This window comes from Micromonospora inyonensis (genome assembly GCF_900091415.1).
Lineage (GTDB): Bacteria > Actinomycetota > Actinomycetes > Mycobacteriales > Micromonosporaceae > Micromonospora > Micromonospora inyonensis.
This window is the reverse complement of record NZ_FMHU01000002.1, coordinates 655,573-671,844: the sequence shown is the minus strand read 5'-3', so window position 1 is coordinate 671,844 and position 16,272 is coordinate 655,573. Positions and strand designations below refer to the sequence as shown.

14 protein-coding genes and 1 pseudogene are annotated in these 16,272 nt (G+C 74.9%); 5 read left to right on the top strand and 10 right to left on the bottom strand.

The window, feature by feature from the left end; genetic code table 11:
- Window positions 1–209: 209 nt before the first annotated feature.
- The 5 genes and pseudogenes from GA0074694_RS17980 to GA0074694_RS17960 form a co-directional block, all read right to left on the bottom strand.
- Window positions 210–608 carry a DUF3040 domain-containing protein gene (locus GA0074694_RS17980; RefSeq protein WP_091459879.1) on the bottom strand — a complete coding sequence of 133 codons (399 nt, stop codon included), beginning with the start codon at window positions 606–608 and terminating at the stop codon, window positions 210–212.
- Window positions 609–723: 115 nt separating this feature from the next.
- Complete coding sequence (locus GA0074694_RS17975) at window positions 724–1,983, bottom strand: DNA polymerase IV (RefSeq protein ID WP_091459877.1); 1,260 nt, start codon at window positions 1,981–1,983, stop codon at window positions 724–726.
- A 30-nt stretch (window positions 1,984–2,013) separates the two neighbouring features.
- Window positions 2,014–3,189 (bottom strand): alkaline phosphatase family protein, encoded by a 1,176-nt coding sequence (locus tag GA0074694_RS17970; RefSeq protein WP_091459874.1) that lies wholly within the window; start codon window positions 3,187–3,189, stop codon window positions 2,014–2,016.
- Window positions 3,190–3,299: 110 nt separating this feature from the next.
- A pseudogene (locus tag GA0074694_RS17965) lies at window positions 3,300–4,040 on the bottom strand (methyltransferase domain-containing protein); the annotation flags it as partial.
- 193 nt (window positions 4,041–4,233) lie between these two features.
- Window positions 4,234–4,410 (bottom strand): hypothetical protein, encoded by a 177-nt coding sequence (locus GA0074694_RS17960; protein ID WP_245714785.1) that lies wholly within the window; start codon window positions 4,408–4,410, stop codon window positions 4,234–4,236.
- Window positions 4,411–4,588: 178 nt separating this feature from the next.
- On the opposite strand from GA0074694_RS17960, the gene GA0074694_RS17955 reads away from it, so the two are divergent.
- Window positions 4,589–5,308: a sulfite exporter TauE/SafE family protein gene (locus GA0074694_RS17955; RefSeq protein WP_176737994.1), complete on the top strand. Its 720-nt coding sequence runs from the start codon at window positions 4,589–4,591 to the stop codon at window positions 5,306–5,308.
- Window positions 5,309–5,344: 36 nt separating this feature from the next.
- On the opposite strand, the gene gdhA is transcribed toward GA0074694_RS17955, so the two are convergent.
- The 5 genes from gdhA to GA0074694_RS17930 all read right to left on the bottom strand — a co-directional run bounded on the left by gdhA (window position 5,345) and on the right by GA0074694_RS17930 (window position 13,139).
- Window positions 5,345–6,688 carry an NADP-specific glutamate dehydrogenase gene (gene gdhA, locus GA0074694_RS17950; RefSeq protein ID WP_091459867.1) on the bottom strand — a complete coding sequence of 448 codons (1,344 nt, stop codon included), beginning with the start codon at window positions 6,686–6,688 and terminating at the stop codon, window positions 5,345–5,347.
- A 115-nt stretch (window positions 6,689–6,803) separates the two neighbouring features.
- The gene (locus tag GA0074694_RS17945) at window positions 6,804–10,169 is read right to left on the bottom strand and encodes an error-prone DNA polymerase (RefSeq protein WP_091463361.1); all 3,366 of its coding nucleotides are present in this window, start codon (window positions 10,167–10,169) and stop codon (window positions 6,804–6,806) included.
- 15 nt (window positions 10,170–10,184) lie between these two features.
- Window positions 10,185–11,876, bottom strand: coding sequence for a DNA polymerase Y family protein (locus tag GA0074694_RS17940; protein WP_091459866.1), 1,692 nt, complete (start codon window positions 11,874–11,876; stop codon window positions 10,185–10,187).
- The gene (locus GA0074694_RS17935; RefSeq protein ID WP_091459863.1) at window positions 11,873–12,613 is read right to left on the bottom strand and encodes a hypothetical protein; all 741 of its coding nucleotides are present in this window, start codon (window positions 12,611–12,613) and stop codon (window positions 11,873–11,875) included. Before GA0074694_RS17935 ends, GA0074694_RS17940 begins: the two co-directional genes overlap by 4 nt.
- Before the next feature lie 76 nt (window positions 12,614–12,689).
- Window positions 12,690–13,139: an SAV_6107 family HEPN domain-containing protein gene (locus GA0074694_RS17930; protein ID WP_091459861.1), complete on the bottom strand. Its 450-nt coding sequence runs from the start codon at window positions 13,137–13,139 to the stop codon at window positions 12,690–12,692.
- Between the two features lie 457 nt (window positions 13,140–13,596).
- Here GA0074694_RS17930 and GA0074694_RS17925 point away from each other — a divergent pair, with 457 nt between their 5' ends.
- The 4 genes from GA0074694_RS17925 (at window position 13,597) to GA0074694_RS17915 (ending at window position 16,183) form a co-directional block, all read left to right on the top strand.
- Window positions 13,597–14,607 carry an EamA family transporter gene (locus GA0074694_RS17925; protein ID WP_141714185.1) on the top strand — a complete coding sequence of 337 codons (1,011 nt, stop codon included), beginning with the start codon at window positions 13,597–13,599 and terminating at the stop codon, window positions 14,605–14,607.
- A 75-nt stretch (window positions 14,608–14,682) separates the two neighbouring features.
- Complete coding sequence (locus GA0074694_RS33695) at window positions 14,683–14,805, top strand: hypothetical protein (protein ID WP_281190101.1); 123 nt, start codon at window positions 14,683–14,685, stop codon at window positions 14,803–14,805.
- 23 nt (window positions 14,806–14,828) lie between these two features.
- Window positions 14,829–15,584, top strand: coding sequence for a monooxygenase (locus tag GA0074694_RS17920; RefSeq protein WP_091463360.1), 756 nt, complete (start codon window positions 14,829–14,831; stop codon window positions 15,582–15,584).
- Window positions 15,581–16,183 carry a GNAT family N-acetyltransferase gene (locus GA0074694_RS17915; protein WP_091459856.1) on the top strand — a complete coding sequence of 201 codons (603 nt, stop codon included), beginning with the start codon at window positions 15,581–15,583 and terminating at the stop codon, window positions 16,181–16,183. The genes GA0074694_RS17920 and GA0074694_RS17915 overlap by 4 nt, the downstream gene beginning before the upstream one ends.
- The last annotated feature ends 89 nt before the right edge of the window (window positions 16,184–16,272 follow it).

Genomic DNA, 16,272 nt, shown 5'->3' with positions numbered 1-16,272 from the left:
ATGTCAGACCCGCCCCGCGTGCACAAGGCGGTGGTCGGTGGAGCCGCCAGGGGCCAGGCCACGGGAGCAGGTAGCGCCGGGCGTGGCGGATTTCGCGTCCGCCACCGACGGGGAGCCCAGAGGCCCGGCACAGTGCCGACGCCGGCCCTGGGCGCGGTGGTACGACGCGGGAGCGGGGCGCGGTCGGCCCCGCCCTCGTCAGCCGATGGTCAGCGGTGTCCCTCCGGACGCTGCCGCCATCGGTCCTCCAGCCGGTCCAGGAGCGACGACCGGCGACCGGCACGCCCCGCCCGGGGACGCCGCCGACTGGTGGTGCCCCCGACCACGTGCAGGTCGGGCGACTGCGCCCGGCGGTGCGACTGCACCGCGAACGCCGCTGACGCCAGCATCACGACGAAACCCGCCACCGCGAGCGGCGGGGTCTTGATCACCGCGCCGTAGACCACGAGGGCCAGGCCAATGATGATCACGCCGGCAGCGACGAGCAGGCGACGCCGCGTGTGGAAACGCGGGTCGCTGGCGCGCACGGCCGAGGCGAATTTGGGGTCCTCGGCAAGCGACCGCTCGATCTGCTCGAACAGCCGCTGCTCGTGCTCCGAGAGCGGCACGGCACTCCTCCCCGGTCACGTTGGTCGGCCCGTTCGGACCGACAGACCGTGGCAGCCGACCGGCTGCTTACCCGCAAGTCTACGAGGGCCCTCGCGCGTCGGAAAGCGGGACGACCTACGGCTGGGATGGTTTTTCCCGTTGGCGCCGATCACGGCCCTCCAGAAGACTGGCCGGACCTATGACGGACCGCCCGAAACGGGCAGCCGCGGCGTCCGCCGCCGCCTCCGCCTCCCGCCACCCGTGCTCGGGAGCACCCAACGCGAGCTGCCGCGGGGTGGCCTCGGCGGCACTGAGCCCCTCGACCCGTACGCCCACCAACCGGACGAGTTGCCCCGGGTCGAGAGCGGTGTACAGCGCCCATACCGTGTCGAATATCTCCCGGGTGACGTCGGTCGGCACGTCCAGGGTCCGAGAACGACCCACCAGGGTGAAGTCGGCCAGCCGGACCTTGAGAGCCACCGTCCGCCCCACCTGGCCGGCCCGGCGCAGCCGGCCACCCGCCTTCTCGGCGAGGGCGAGCAGTGCCCGGCGGACCTGCCGGGGATCACCCACGTCGGTGTCGAACGTGACCTCCGCCCCGATCGACTTCTCCACCTGCTCGGGGCTGACCCGGCGGGGGTCCCGTCCGTGCGCCAGCTCGCGCAGGTGCGCCGCGGCGGCCTCCCCCATCGCCCGGCGAAGCATGCCCGCCGGGGCCTCGGCGAGGTCGCCGATGGTGGCCAGCCCGAGGCGGCGCAGCGTCGCGGCGGAGCGCTCGCCCACGCCCCAGAGCGCGTCCACCGGCAGCGGGTGGAGGAACTCCAGCACCCGGGCGGTGGGGACGACGAGCATCCCGTCCGGCTTGGCCCGCGTGGAGCCCAGCTTGGCCACGAACTTCGTCGGTGCCACCCCCACCGAGCAGGTCAGCCCCTGCTCCTCGGCGACCCGGGCGCGGATCAGCCGGGCGATCTCGGCGGGACGACCGAAGAGGCGTCGCGCGCCGGCCACGTCGAGGAACGCCTCGTCCAGGGAGAGCGGCTCGACCAGCGGGGTGACGTCCCGGAAGATCCGCATCACCGCCCGGGAGGCCGCCGAGTAGGCCGGGAAGTCCGGTGGGAGGAAGACCGCGTGCGGGCAGAGGGACCGGGCCCGCGCGGTGGGCATCGCGCTGCGGACGCCGTACCGCCGGGCGGGGTAGCTGGCGGAGCTGACCACCCCGCGCGGGCCGACACCGCCGACCACCACCGGCCGCCCGCGCAGCTCGGGACGGCTGCGGACCTCCACCGACGCGAAGAAGGCGTCCATGTCGACGTGCAGGATCGGGCAGTCGGTGTCGTCGGCGTCCGGGCCGAAACGCGGGTCACCGCCGCGCGGCAACGACTGACTACGCCCCATCCCCGCAGGCTAACCGGCGGGTACGACACCTCAGCCCCGGACCACCAGCAACGGGATGGTCATCTCGGTGGCGGTGTCCGCGCCGTGGTAGCCGATCAGCCGTGACTCGATCGGCTGCTCCGAGCGGGTCGCCACGATCGCCCAGGTGTCCCGGCAGACCGCCACCACGTCGCCGATCCGCTGGAGGTGCGACTCCGGCACCGGCCCGAACCAGCCGGTCGCCACCGCCTCGTCGCGGGTCAGCACCCGGGCCGCGTCGCCGAGCACCGCCGACCAGGTGTCCACCACGTCGGCGACCGCGCCGGGTGCGACGTGCAGGTAACGGACCCTCGACTCGCCGGCCACCACCCGCACGCCCGCCCGCAGCCGGGGGTCGGCGTCCAGGTCGACCCGGTGGTCCTGGGGAACGTTGAGCTGCCCGTGGTCGGCGGTGACCAGCAGCGCCGCGTCGCCGGGCAGGCCGTCCACCAGACGCACCAGCAGCCGGTCGACCTCGGCGGCGGCGACCCGCCAGGGTGGCGAGTCCACCCCGTGCAGGTGGCCCTGCCGGTCCAGGTCGGGGTGGTAACCGGAGACCAGGGTGGGCCCGTCCCCGGTGGCGAGCGCGGCCAGCATCTCGGTGGCGAGCGCGTCCGCGCCGGCCGCACCCCGGTAGTCACCGCCCCGGTTCGCGGCCACGGTCAGGCCGCTGCCGTCGTACTCGGGACGGCTGACGACGGTCACCGTCACCCCGGCCGCGCGGGCCCGTTCGAGCTGGGTGGGGACCGGCTGCCAGTGTCGCGGCTCCGGTTCGCGGCCCCACTCGATGTGGCTGAGCAGCCGGTCGGTCTCCGGCACCCGGACCCGGAAGCCGAGCACCCCGTGCGCGCCGGGCGCCACCCCGGTGCCCAGGCTCACCAGGCTGGTCGGCGTGGTCGACGGGAAACCGGCGGTGAGCCGCCGGCCGAGCAGGGAGTAGAACCCGAACAGGGTCGGGGCGTACGGACGCGCGGTGGGGATCTGGTACCAGCCGAGGCCGTCGACGAGCAGCACGGCCACCCGGCGGATCCCGTCGAGGTCGGTGGTGAGGCCGAGCGGGTCGGGGCTGCCGGGCACGCCGAGCACGGCCAACGCGCTGGGCAGCACGTCGGCGAGGCTGCCGGAACCGTAGCGGGGGGCCACCGGGTCCAGCGGTCCGGTCGGGCCCGGACTCGGCATCGCGGTCATTCCCGGGGCCGGACGGGTCGGTCGGACGGGGTCACCCGGTCGGACGGCGTCACCCGGCCGGACGGCGTCACCCGGCCGGACGGCGTCACCCGGCCGGACGGGGTCACCGGCCGGCGGGCGAAGAGGTGCAACTGGGCGGCGAGGTCACGGTAGGGCGGCTGCGCCGCCAGAGCCCGTTCCAGCTCCAGCAGGGCGGCCGGCTGGCCGTCCGCGACCGCCGCCGGGAGCAGGTCGGCCAGGACGCGTACCCCGTGGATCTCCTCGACGGTGAGCCCGGCGGCGCGCAGCAGCGCGGCGGCGGAGTCGGCATCGTAGCGTCGGCGCAGGGTGTCCCGGGGGCCGGCGCTGCCGCACGGGTCGGCGGCGAGGGTCGCCGCGGCGGTGAGGTGGCCGTTCATCGCCCGGCCGAGCACCGCGGCGGCCCGCCCGGCGACCAGCACACTCGCCGCGCCGCCGGGACGCAGCGCGGTGGCCAGGGCGGTCACCACCGGCGTCGGGTCGTCCACCACCTCGAGTACGGCGTGGCAGAGCACCAGGTCGACGCTGGCCGGCTCGACCAGGTCGGCGAGCGCGTCCCCGTCGCCCTGCACCGCCCGCACCCGATCGCCGACGCCGGCCTCGGCGGCCCGGCGGGTCAGCGCGGCGAGCGCGTCCGGGCTGGCGTCGACCACGGTCACCCGGTGCCCGGCGTGGGCCAGCGGCACGGCGAAGCCGCCGGTGCCGCCGCCGACGTCGAGCACGGTCAGTTCCTCGTCGCCGCGGCGGTCCAGCTCGGCCCGGAGCACCGACCAGATGACGGCGGTACGGGGGGTCAGCGGCGGCCCGGTGAACCGGCCTCGTGTCTGCTCCACCCGATCGAGCCTAGTGCTGCGGTGAGGCGTGCGCAGGGCCCCCTCCGCTGCCTCACGGTGTGTGCACCCCCACCCCTGCGGCGGTGCTCCCCCGCCCTGCGGTGGTGCTCCCCCGCCCTGCGGTGTGTGCAGGGGTCCCCTGCTCGACAGAAAACGTGAGCAGGGGACCCCTGCTACCACCCGGGCGGGTGGATCAGCAGGACTCCGTCGCCCCGGTCTCGTCCTCGACGACCTGAGCCCGGCGGTCGTTGGCGACCGGGCCGGCGGTGACCGGGTACTCGCGCGGTTCGGCGTGGTGGCTGGGCACCCAGCCCGCGCCGAGGCGGGTCCGGCGGGTGTTCGCGACGGCCTGGGCCGACTGGCGAATCATCATTGATCCCCCTAGTGGTAGACGAAACGGTTGCTGGTTCAGCATGATCACAAAGACCAGTCGGGTAGTTCTCCACCGGGTCGGCACTGAAACAGCCCCGGGGTGTGTTCTTCCCCGCTGGACCGGTCCTCCAGTGGCGCCCGTTGCTCGTCGTGCGTCGATGCGTCACGCTCTGCGGGTGCTCCTGTCGATCGCCGCCTTCGGCATCGTGCTCCTCGGTGCCTTCGCCCAGTCGGTGAGCGGCTTCGGGTTCGCCCTGGTGACCGTGCCGCTGCTGGCCACGGTCATCGATCCGCGTACCGCGGTGGTGGTGACCGCGCTGACCGACATCGGGTTGACCGTGGTCGCCGCCGTCCGGGAGCGCCGGTACGTGCGCTGGCGGGTGACCGGCGCGCTGACCGCCGCCGCCCTGCTCGGTGTGCCGATCGGGCTGCTGGTCCTGGTGACCTTCCCGGAACGACTGCTCAGCGCGCTGATCGCGGTCGTCGTGCTCGGGTGCGTCGCGCTGGTCTGGTCGGGCGCGCGGGTCCGCACCGGACCGGTCGGCATCGGCGCGGTCGGTGTCCTGGTGGGGGTGCTCACCGCCGCCACCGGCACGAACGGGCCACCGCTTGTCGCCGCGTTCCACTCCCTCGGGTACGACCCGCGCACCTTCCGGGCCACCCTGGCGGCGGTCTTCTCCGGGGCGGGGCTGATCGGGCTGGCCGGGTTCGCGCTGGCCGGCCGGATCGACGCCGAGGTACTCCGGCTGAGCCTGGCGGCCCTACCCGCCGTGCCGCTGGGTTGGTGGCTGGGAAACCTGCTGTTCGACCGGATCCCGCCGCTGGTGTTCCGCCGGATCGTGCTGGTCGGGCTGCTGGGCAGCGCGGGCGCGGCCCTCGCCGCCGTCGCCGGCTGAACCGGCCACCGGACCGGGTCCGGGCTCGCGCCGGGTTCAGATGAGGCCGTGGGCGAGCATCGCCTCGGCCACCCGGCGGAAGCCGTCGATGTTCGCACCGGCGGCGTAGTTGCCGGGCATCCCGTACTCCTCGGCGGTGGCGTGGCAGCGGGCGTGGATGTCCCGCATGATCTCCCGCAGCCGCTGTTCGGAGTAGGTGAACGTCCAGGAGTCACGGCTGGCGTTCTGCTGCATCTCCAAGGCGCTGGCGGCGACACCACCGGCGTTGGCCGCCTTGCCGGGGGCGAAGCGGACACCGGCCGCGGTGAAGGCACGGATTGCCTCCGGGCTGGTGGGCATGTTCGCACCCTCGACGACGATCCCGCAGCCGCCCTTGACGAGCGCGGCGGCGTCGGCTGCGGCGATCTCGTTCTGCGTCGCGCACGGCACGGCCACCTGGCACGGCACCTCCCACACGGTGCGGTCCGCGACGAAGGAGGCGTGCGGGCGGTGCGTCAGGTACGCGTCGATCCGGGCACGCCGGACCTCCTTGAGGTCCTTGAGCAGTTCGACGTCGATGCCCTTGTCGTCCCGGACGTAGCCGGAGGAGTCCGAACAGGCGATGACGGTGCCGCCGAGCTGGTGCACCTTCTCGATCGCGTAGATCGCCACGTTGCCCGACCCGGACACCACCACCCGTTTGCCGTCGAAGCTGTCACCCTTGGCGCGGAGCATCTCGTCGGCGAAGAACACCGCGCCGTAGCCGGTGGCCTCCCGGCGTACCTGTGCGCCGCCGTAGGTCAGCCCCTTCCCGGTGAGGACTCCGGACTCGTACCGGTTCGTGATCCGCTTGTACTGGCCGAAGAGGTAACCGATCTCCCGACCGCCGACGCCGATGTCACCGGCGGGCACGTCGGTGTACTCGCCGATGTGCCGGTACAACTCGGTCATGAACGACTGGCAGAAGCGCATCACCTCCCGGTCCGAGCGGCCCTTCGGGTCGAAGTCCGAGCCGCCCTTGCCGCCCCCGATCGGCATACCGGTCAGCGCGTTCTTGAACACCTGCTCGAAGCCGAGGAACTTCACGATGCCCAGGTACACCGACTGGTGGAAGCGCAGGCCACCCTTGTAGGGGCCGAGCGCGCTGTTGAACTCCACCCGGAAACCGCGGTTGATGTGCACCTCGCCGCGATCGTCCTCCCACGGCACCCGGAAGATGATCTGCCGCTCCGGCTCACAGATCCGTTCGATGATCTTCGCCTCGGCGTACTCGGGGTGCTTGGCCAGGGCGGGGGCGACGCTGTCGAGCACCTCGTGCACCGCCTGGTGGAACTCCGCCTCGCCGGGATTACGCCGCACCACGTCGGTGAAGATCGTCTGGATCTTGTCTCGTGAAGTCACCGGGGTCCTTCCGGGTACGTAGGGGCACCCTGGTTTCCGAGCCTACGACATCCACCAGCTGGGACGACTCCACCCGAGATGGTCCACCCGCCGACGGTGGTCGCCGACCGTCGGTTCACCGGAAGTCGCGGGAGGTGGGGGTGACCGGGGCGTCGATCGGGTCGAGGCGGTCGGCGGTGAGGCTGGTGACCCCCTCGTGCCGGTGCAGGATGCCCCGGACCACCAGGGCGTTGCTCGTCTTCGCCACCCGTCGGTAGCGCTGCCACAGCCCCGGTGAGCAGCTCACGTTGAGCATGCCGGTCTCGTCCTCCAGGTTGAGGAAGGTGACCCCGCCGGCCGTGGCGGGGCGCTGCCGGTGGGTGACGATGCCGCCGACCCGGATCCGCCGGCCCGGTTCGACCTGACCGAGCCGGGCGACCGGCACCGCGCCGAGCGCGTCCAGCCGGTCCCGGAGGAAGCGGGCCGGGTGGCTCTCCGGGGAGAGACCGGTCGCCCACACGTCGGCGACCAGGCGATCCACCGCGTCCATGCCGGGCAGGGTGGGGGCGGTCACGCCGGTCACCGTGCCGGGCAGCCGGTCGGGCCGCTCCTGGGCCGCCGCGCCGGCCGCCCAGAGCGCCTCCCGCCGGCTCAGCCCGAAACAGGCGAAGGCGTCCGCGGTGGCCAGGGCCTCCAGGTGCGCGGCGGTGAGACCGACCCGCCGGGCCAGGTCCGGCATGTCCCGGTACGGCCCGTGTGCCGCCCGCTCGGCTTCGATCCGCTCGGCCACCCCGTCGCCGAGGGTACGCACGCTCGACAGCCCCAGCCGGACCGCCGGCCCGCCCAGTCCCCAGGAGTGCGGCGGCTCCCCCGGGCCACTCCCCCACCGGGTGTCCGGGGCGGACTCCAGGGTCGCCTTCGCGCCGCTGGCGTTGACGTCCGGACGGCGTACCTCGACGCCGTGCCGGCGGGCGTCCTCGACCAGGGTCTGCGGCGAGTAGAAGCCCATCGGCTGGGCGTTCAGCAGCGCGGCCAGGAACGGGGCGGGGTGGTAGCGCTTGAGCCAGGAGCTGGCGTACACCAGGTAGGCGAAGCTCATCGCGTGGCTCTCCGGGAAGCCGTAGCTTGCGAAGGCGGAGAGCTTGCGGTAGACGTCGTCGGCCAGGTCGCCGGTGATGCCCCGACCGGCCATGCCGGCGTAGAGCCGCTCGGCGATCCGGGCCATCCGCTCCGCCGAGCGTTTCGCCCCCATCGCCCGGCGCAGCTGGTCGGCCCCGGCCGCGTCGAAGCCGGCCAGGTCGATGGCGAGCTGCATCAGCTGCTCCTGGAACAGCGGCACGCCGAGGGTCTTCTCCAGCGCGTTGCGCATCAGCGGGTGCGGATAGGTCACCGGTTCCACGCCGTTCTTGCGCCGGATGTACGGGTGCACCGAGCCGCCCTGGATCGGGCCGGGACGGATCAGCGCCACCTCCACCACCAGGTCGTAGAAGCAGCGGGGTTTCAGCCTCGGCAGGGTGGCCATCTGGGCGCGGCTCTCCACCTGGAACACCCCGACCGAGTCGGCCCGGCAGAGCATGTCGTAGACCTCGGGGTCGTCCAGCGACATGTCGCCCAGGTCCAGGCTCATCCCGATCATGTCGTACCCGTAGTGCAGCGCGGAGAGCATGCCGAGGCCGAGCAGGTCGAACTTGACCAGGCCGACGGCGGCGCAGTCGTCCTTGTCCCACTGGAGGACGCTGCGGCCGGGCATCCGCCCCCACTCCACCGGGCAGACCTCGATCACCGGCCGGTCGCAGATCACCATGCCACCGGAGTGGATGCCGAGGTGCCGGGGGAAGGTCTGGAGTTCGTTGGCGTACGCCACCACCTGCTCGGGGATGCCCTCGACGTCGACCGAGGCGACCGTGCCCCAACGGTCGATCTGCTTGCTCCAGGCGTCCTGCTGGCCGGAGGAGAAACCGAACGCCTTCGCCACGTCCCGCACCGCCGACCGGGGCCGGTACGAGATGACGTTGGCGACCTGGGCGGTGTGCTCCCGGCCGTACCGGGTGTAGACGTGCTGGATGACCTCCTCCCGGCGGTCGGACTCGATGTCCACGTCGATGTCGGGCGGGCCGTCGCGCTCGGGGGCGAGGAAACGCTCGAAGAGCAGCCGGTGCCGGACGGCGTCCACGTTGGTGATCCGCAGCGCGTAGCAGACCGCCGAGTTCGCCGCCGAGCCCCGCCCCTGGCAGTAGATGTCCTGCTCGCGGCAGAACGCGACGATGTCGTAGACCACCAGGAAGTAGCCGGGGAAACCCAGTGCCTCGATCATGCCCAGCTCGTGGTCGAGCTGCGCGTACGCCTCGGGATGCGCCGCGCGCGGACCGTAGCGTTCCCGCGCGCCCTCCTCGGTGAGGTGGCGTAGCCAGCTCATCTCGGTGTGCCCGGTCGGCACCGGGTACGCCGGCAGTTGCGGCGCGACGAGCTGGAGGTCGAAGGCGAGTTCCCGGCCGAACTCGGCGGCCCGCGCCACCGCGCCCGGGTAGGCGGCGAACCGGGAGGCCATCTCGGCGCCACTGCGCAGGTGCGCGGTGCCGGCGGCGGGCAGCCACCCGTCGATCTCGTCCAGGCTGCGCCGGGCCCGCACGGCGGCGAGCGCGGTGGCCAGCCGCCGTCGACCCGGTGTCGCGTAGTGCACGTTGTTGGTGGCCACCGTGGGCAGGCCGGCGACGGCGGCCAGCTCGGCGAGGGCGTCGTTGCGGTCGGCGTCGACCGGGTGGCCGTGGTCGGTCAGCTCCACCGCGACCGTCTCCGGGCCGAACAGGGCGGCCAGCCGGTCCAGCTCCCGGGCGGCGGCGTCGACGCCGGAGGTGAGCAGGGCCGCCGGCACGTGCCCCTTGCGGCAGCCGGTGAGCACCAGCACGTGGTCGCGCAGCTCGGCGGCGACCTCCTCCAGATCGCCGTAGTCCGGGCGGCCCTTCTCGCCACCGCGCAGCTGGGCCCGGGAGATGGTGGTGGCGAGCCGGGCGTACCCCTCGGGGCCGTGCGCGAGCAGCAGCAGATGCCGGCCGAGCGGATCCGGCTCGCCGCCCTGGGGGCCGGGCAGGCCGAGGGAGAGTTCCGCGCCGACGACGGTGGGCAGTCGCAGGGCGCGGGCCGCCTCGGCGAAGCGGACCACCCCGTAGAAGCCGTCGTGGTCGGTGACGGCGAGCGCGGTGAGCCCGAGCCGGGCGGCCTCCTCGGCCAGTTCCTCCGGGTGGCTGGCCCCGTCGAGGAAGCTGAAGTTGGTGTGCGCGTGCAGTTCCGCGTAGGGCACCACGCCGTCGGGGCGGGGCAGCTCGGGCGCCTCGTAGTGCGGGCGCTTCCGGGTCCAGGCGGGGGCGTCCCCACCGTCGCCGTCGACGGCGAGGGGATCCACCACGTGCAGGTGCCGCTCCCCGGGGCGGCCGCCACCGCCAGACCGCCCGGAAAGCACCCGTTCCAGCTCCGACCAGGGCAGCTTCGGGTTGTGGAAGCTCACCGGCCCCACCCGCGCTCAGTCATAGATCGCCTCCACCAGCCACTGGCCGGCCTCGACCGCCATCAGGAGGGCGGCGCCGTCGGCGAGGAGGAGTTGGAAGCGGGCCGCACGCCGGGCCTCGGCCGGAGCCCACCACCGTTCGTCGACCGGCCACGGCCCGGCCCAGCCGACGATCTCCACCGGTGCGGCGGAGTCGACGGCCACCCGGGCCGGCGCGGCGGTGAGCTGGAGCCGGGCGCTGACCCCGACCGGCTCGCCGGTGGCGTCGTGCACGGTCGCGGCGAGCGGGGCGGGCAGCACCACGGCCGGTGCGGGGGGCGGCAGTCGCCCCGGCCACGGCGGCAGTTCCGGACGCGTCGTCCGGCCACCCGGACCCGGCCGCCGCCCCACCCGGCCGCCGGTGCCGCGCACCGGAGCCGTCCGGTCCGCCGGGACGGGCTCCACCGGCCGGTCGGAGCCCGTCGGGCCGGTGGCGGGCCAGCCCGGTTCGCCGGGGCGCGCGGGAAGGCGTTCGTCGCCCCACGGCACCAGTCGGACCTGGTCGGCCGGGGAACGCCCGCCACCGAGCACCGCGGTCACCACCGCCTCCGGGCCGAGCAGGCCCTGCACCCGGCTCAACGCGCGGTGCGCCCGCTCGCGTTCCGCACCGGTGGCACCCCACAGGCCAGGCTGCAACCCGACCTGGACGAGCACCCCGTCCGGAACGAGTCGTAGCCGGATGATCCCGGCGGTCGGACGGCCCGGACGGCCGGCGCCGCCGGAGAGCCAGCCGTCGAGTTGCCAGCGGAGCCGGTCGGCGATGGCCCCGGCGGTGAGCAGGCCGTCGTGCCGCCAGACCCGGTGCAGTTCCTGGCCGTGCGCGGTGACCGCCTCGACCCCGAGCCGGGTGCAGGCCAGGCCGTGCGCGGCCAGCCGGTCGTGCAGCCGCTCGGCCAGTGCCCGGGCGGCGAACGCGGCGGCGTCCACCCGGCCGAGCGGCTCGTCGTAGTCGGCGCCGACGGTCAGGTCGGCCGGGGGCACCCGGACGGCGAGCGGACGGTGGTCCCGCCCGGCGGCGAGATGGTGGGCCAGCGCCGCGTCGAAACCGAACCGGGCCAGCACGTCCCCGGCGGGCAGCGCGGCGAAGTCACCCAACGTCCGGATGCCGAGCCGGCGCAGCAGGTCGGCCAGGGCCGGACGACCGAGCGCCTCGACCGGCAGGACGGCCAGGAACCCCGGTGTGTCGCCGGGTGGCACGACCTGCCCGGTACGGGCGGCGAGCCCGGCGGCGAAGACCCCGTCGGCGATGCCGACCTGGCTCTCCACCCCGCACGTCTGGGCGACGTGTTCGATGATCCGCTCGGCCGCCACCTCCTCACCGCCGAGATACCGGGCCGGCCCCCGGACGGCCACCGCACAAGCCCCGGGCCGGACCACCTCCACCCCGGCGACCAGTTCCTCGACGGCGGCGACCACCGGCTCGAACGCGCGGGTGTCCCGCGACGGGTCGTACTCGACCACGGTCAGCCCGGGGCAGCGGCCCTGCGCCTCCCGCTTCCGCAGACCGCGCCGGATCCCGTCGGCGCGGGCGCGTTCCGAGCAGGCGACCACCCGGTTGGCGTGCAGGACGGCGACCGCACCGGTGGCGGGAACCCCCTCGACGATCTCGGCGGCGATCACCGGCCAGTCCGGGCACCAGAGCAGCAGGGTCCGGACCGCACGGGTCACGCCGACCCGACCAGGGTCAACGGGCCCCGGCGGGACACCACGGCGGATGCGGCCGGGAGGGTGGTCGTGGGCCGGGGAACGATCCGGGTGCGGCCGTCGCCGGGAAGCCAGACGGTGATCTCCTTCGGTCGGGCCGCCGCGCCCCGGCCCCGCGCGGAGACGGTCACCTCCCGCCTGCGGAGCCGACCCCGCCCCGGTCCGATCCCCTCCCAGACACCCCGGACCACCTGCAACGTGACGTCGGCCCCCGTCCACCGGCCGTACGGGACGAGGACGCTGCCGCGCTGCCGGGCCCGGGCGGCCAGCCGACCGGCGACCGAGGCGGAGACCGTGGCGGGGACCGCGGTGACCACGACGTCGACCCCGTCGATCAGGGCGGCGACGACGGTGGCCCACTCCGGACCGGGATGGGGCACCAGGGCGAGCCGGTCCAGGGCGATACCGGCCTCGGCCGCCGCCACCGCGCCGAAGGCCGGCACCCCGACCACAGCGCACCAGGAGCCGGCCCGGGACGCCTCGGCGAGCAGCGCCAGCATCAGGGACGTCCCACCGCTGCGCCGGGGCTGGCCGGTGGCGACCGAGACCGTGCTCCCCCGACGCAGGCCCCGGTTGGGCAGCAGCCCGGTGAGTTCGGGCAGGACCGGCAGCACCCGCTGGGCGTCCGCCGGGTCGGGCGCGCTCGCCGGACGGACCAGACCGGCCAGCGCGGCGGAACCGAGCACCATCCGGCCCGCCATGGACAAGCCCCCCGTCGTGTCGTAGCTGGAGATCAGTGCTGTGCGAGGCCACCCGGGCCGGACCGGGCGGCACGGGTCAGGCGGCGAGCCCGTCGAGGGCCGGCTGGTGCGTCACACCGAGCGCCGTCTCCACCACCATGACGAACTGTTCGGCGGCGCGGAGCAGGTCGTCGGCCTCACGGGCGGTCACCACCCGGGGGATGCCGGCCTCGGCGGCGGCCCGTTTGCCGGCACCGGCGGCGAAGAAGGCGGCCCACTCGCCCAGCTCGGGGGCGACCCCGACGAGCAGGACCCAGACACTGGTGATCCGGTTGCGCCGGGCGGGTGCGGGACGGGCGCGGGCGGCCAGCAGGGCCGCCGCCGCACGCAGCGCCGCCAGATGGGCGGCGGCGTAGCGCAGACCGTCGGGGCGGGTCTGGGCGGCCTCGACCAGCCCGCGACGGGCCACGGCGAGAAGTTGGGCCGGGGTGCGGTGCGGCAGCACGTGCGCGGGCACCGTGGGTGCCGGAGCCGGGTTGGACGGCATGACTGTCTCCTCCGCGTCGCCGAGGCGACCACGCCACCGGCGGAGACGGATCCGTCCGGCGGCGTGGCCCGGGTCTGGGGCGGGTGCGGAGGAAGACGCACCTGGTACGGCCGGCCGGGTGTGGACGCTTCCCCACACCACACCCGGCCGGCTTGACCGGCGGGTTCGTCGCCCGCCGCCCGGGGGTCGTGGGCGGCGGGCGACGATCCTGCCTGACGGGACCGGGCTCGCGACTGCCCGGTGCCCGGTGCGGTCCGCGGCACCGCACCGCCCCGGGAGCAGCGCCGCGAAACACCCCTCCCGGGTAGTGGGAACCGGCGCCCGACTCAATCGAACACCCGTTCTAACCACTGCTGACAGTACACCCTGCCGCCGGGGAAAACGCAACGTGTGACACGACGCGACCTCGCCGGATCTCGCCTGCGGGCACCCCCTCCGACCTCGGTAGCCTCGCAGCGTGCGCACACCCCGTCCCGCCCTCGGCGTCGTCATGGTGCTCTGCTCGGGCGTCCTCTTCGCCGTCAACGGCACCGTCTCCAAGCTGGTGCTCCGCACCGGTATCGACGCACCGCAGCTCACCCTGCTCCGCGCGGCCGGCGCGTTCACCGTCCTGCTGGCGCTGAGCGCGCTGCTCCGCCCCGGCATCCGGCGGCTACGGGTCACCGCCGGGCAGGTCCCGCTGCTGGTCGGGTACGGACTGACCGGCTTCTTCCTGGTGCCGATGCTCTACTTCGTCGCCATCTCCCGACTGCCGGTCGGCATCGGGCTGCTCTTCGAGTACTCCGCCCCGCTGCTGGTCGCCCTCTGGGCCCGGTTCGGGCAGCGGCACCCGGTCCGACCCCGGCTCTGGGCCGGTCTGGTGCTGAGCCTGGTCGGGCTGGCCTGCGTAGCGGAGATCTGGGGGGAGTTCACGCTCGACGGCCTCGGGGTGCTGGCCGGTCTCGGAGCCGCGTTCTTCCTCGCCTTCTACTACGTGCTCGGTGCGCGGGGGGTCGAGGGACGGGACACGGTCTCGCTCTGCACCTGGGCGTTCGGCGCGGCCGCCGTGGCCGGTCTGCTCACCCGGGCGGTCACCGGCGTCGGCGACTGGACCCCGCTGGCCGGCGCCAGCCGGGGCGTGCCGGTCGTGCTGCTGCTCGGGTACGTGGTCGTGCTCGGCTCGGTGGTGCCGTACCTGCTGGTGGCCGGGGCGATGCGACACCTCCCGGCGACCAGCGTCGGGATCGTCGGGATGGTCGAGCCGGTGATCGCCTCGGCGGTCGCCTGGGTGACCCTCGGCGCGACCGAGGCACTCAACGCCGCCCGGATCGGCGGGGGCCTGCTGGTGCTGGTCGGGGTCGCGCTGGCCGAGACGGCCCGGGTCGCCCCGGGCCGGACGCCCCTGTCGTCGGAGACCGACCGGCCCGGCCCGCCGGACGTGGTCGCCGTGGTCACCGCCGGTCCGGCCGAACCCGGGCGCCGCGCCTGAGTGCGGACCGAACCCTCACCCCGGCCTGGCGTGGCCGGCGCGACGGGCGGCGGCGTACCGGGGAGAATGGCCAGCATGCAGCCACACCCCACCGTGCGGGCGGTGCAGGACGCGCGCGACGGTTCCGGCGGGCTCGCCCCGCTCGGGCATCCCGCCCTGCCGCGGATGACCGCCGGCATCCCGGCCGGGGTGGCGTGAACGAGCGCCCCGGCCGGGATGACGTGTCCGGACCGCCCTCCGGCCCGGAGCCCGTCGGCGGGCTGGTCACCCTGCACGTCTGGCAGGTGGGTCGGAGCGACCTGCCCCGGGTGCTGCCCCGGATGGCGCTCGGTCCGCGCCGGCTGCGCGCCACCGACGGGGTGCGCTTCGCCAAGCTGCTCGGCACCGGAACGGGCACCGGGTTCGGCCCCGGCGACGTGGACCCGACCCGCTGGGCCGCGCTGACCGTCTGGACGTCGGCCGAGGCGGCGGCCGGCTTCGACGACTCCCCGGTCGGCCGCTCCTGGGCCCGGCTCGCCCGCGCGAGCGTCCGGCTCGACCTACGTCCGGTGGCCAGCCGGGGTGAGTGGTCCCGCCGACGGCCGTTCGGCGCCCCGGCCGGCGGGCGGGTGACCGGACCGGTGCTGGCGCTGACCCGCGCCCGGCTGCGCCCCCGGCGGGCGCTCACCTTCTGGCGGGCCGTCCCCCCGGTGGCCGCCGCGCTGCACCACGCGCCCGGCCTGCTCGCCCGGTTCGGCGTCGGCGAGGCCCCGCTGGGCTGGCAGGGCACGGTCAGCCTGTGGCGTGATCCGGCGAGCCTGGTCGAGTTCGCGTACCGTCACCCGGAGCACCGGGCCGCGATCGCCCGCACCCCCACCGAGGGCTGGTACGCGGAGGAACTGTTCGCCCGGTTCGAGGTGCGTGCCGTGACCGGGGCCCGGGCGGTGCTGGGCTGGACCGGTGACGACACGGAGACGGTGGAGGGCGGGCGCGCATGAGGTTGGTGCGGTGGACCCCGGACGATCTCGTCCGGCGGCTGGACGACGTGGTCGCCGTCTACGGCGAGGCGATGGGGTACCGGCCGGACCTGCTGGAGTCCCGGCGCGGCTACATCGCCACCCACGTCCGCCGGCCGGGCTTCCGCGCGGTGGCCAGCCTCACCAGCGAGGGCCACCTGGCCGGCTTCGGGTACGGCTACCTCGGCACACCCGGGCAGTGGTGGCACGACCAGGTCAGTCGGGCGCTGGACCCGACCCGGCGCGGGCTCTGGCTGACCCACTGCTTCGAGGTCGTCGAGCTGCACGTCCGGCCTTCGGCACAGGGGCACGGCCTCGGCGCGGGGCAGCTGCGGGTGCTGCTGACCATGGCCGAGGGGAGCACCACCCTGCTGTCCACCCCGGAGGCCGACGAGGAACGCTCCCGTGCCTGGCGGCTCTACCGCCGGTTCGGCTTCGTCGACGTCCTGCGGAACTTCCACTTCCCCGGCGACGAACGCGCGTTCGGCGTGCTCGGTCGGACCCTTCCGCTGCCGCCACCGGCGCCCTCCGGCCCCACGGCGTCCGCCGGGCCGGCCGTCTCCGGCCCGTACCCGTCGTGAGCGGTGACCGGGCCGCATCCGCCGTAGCCGGCGGCGACCGGTCCACCGACGGACCCCGGCCCGGACGGGGTGTCGACGGGGACGCCCGG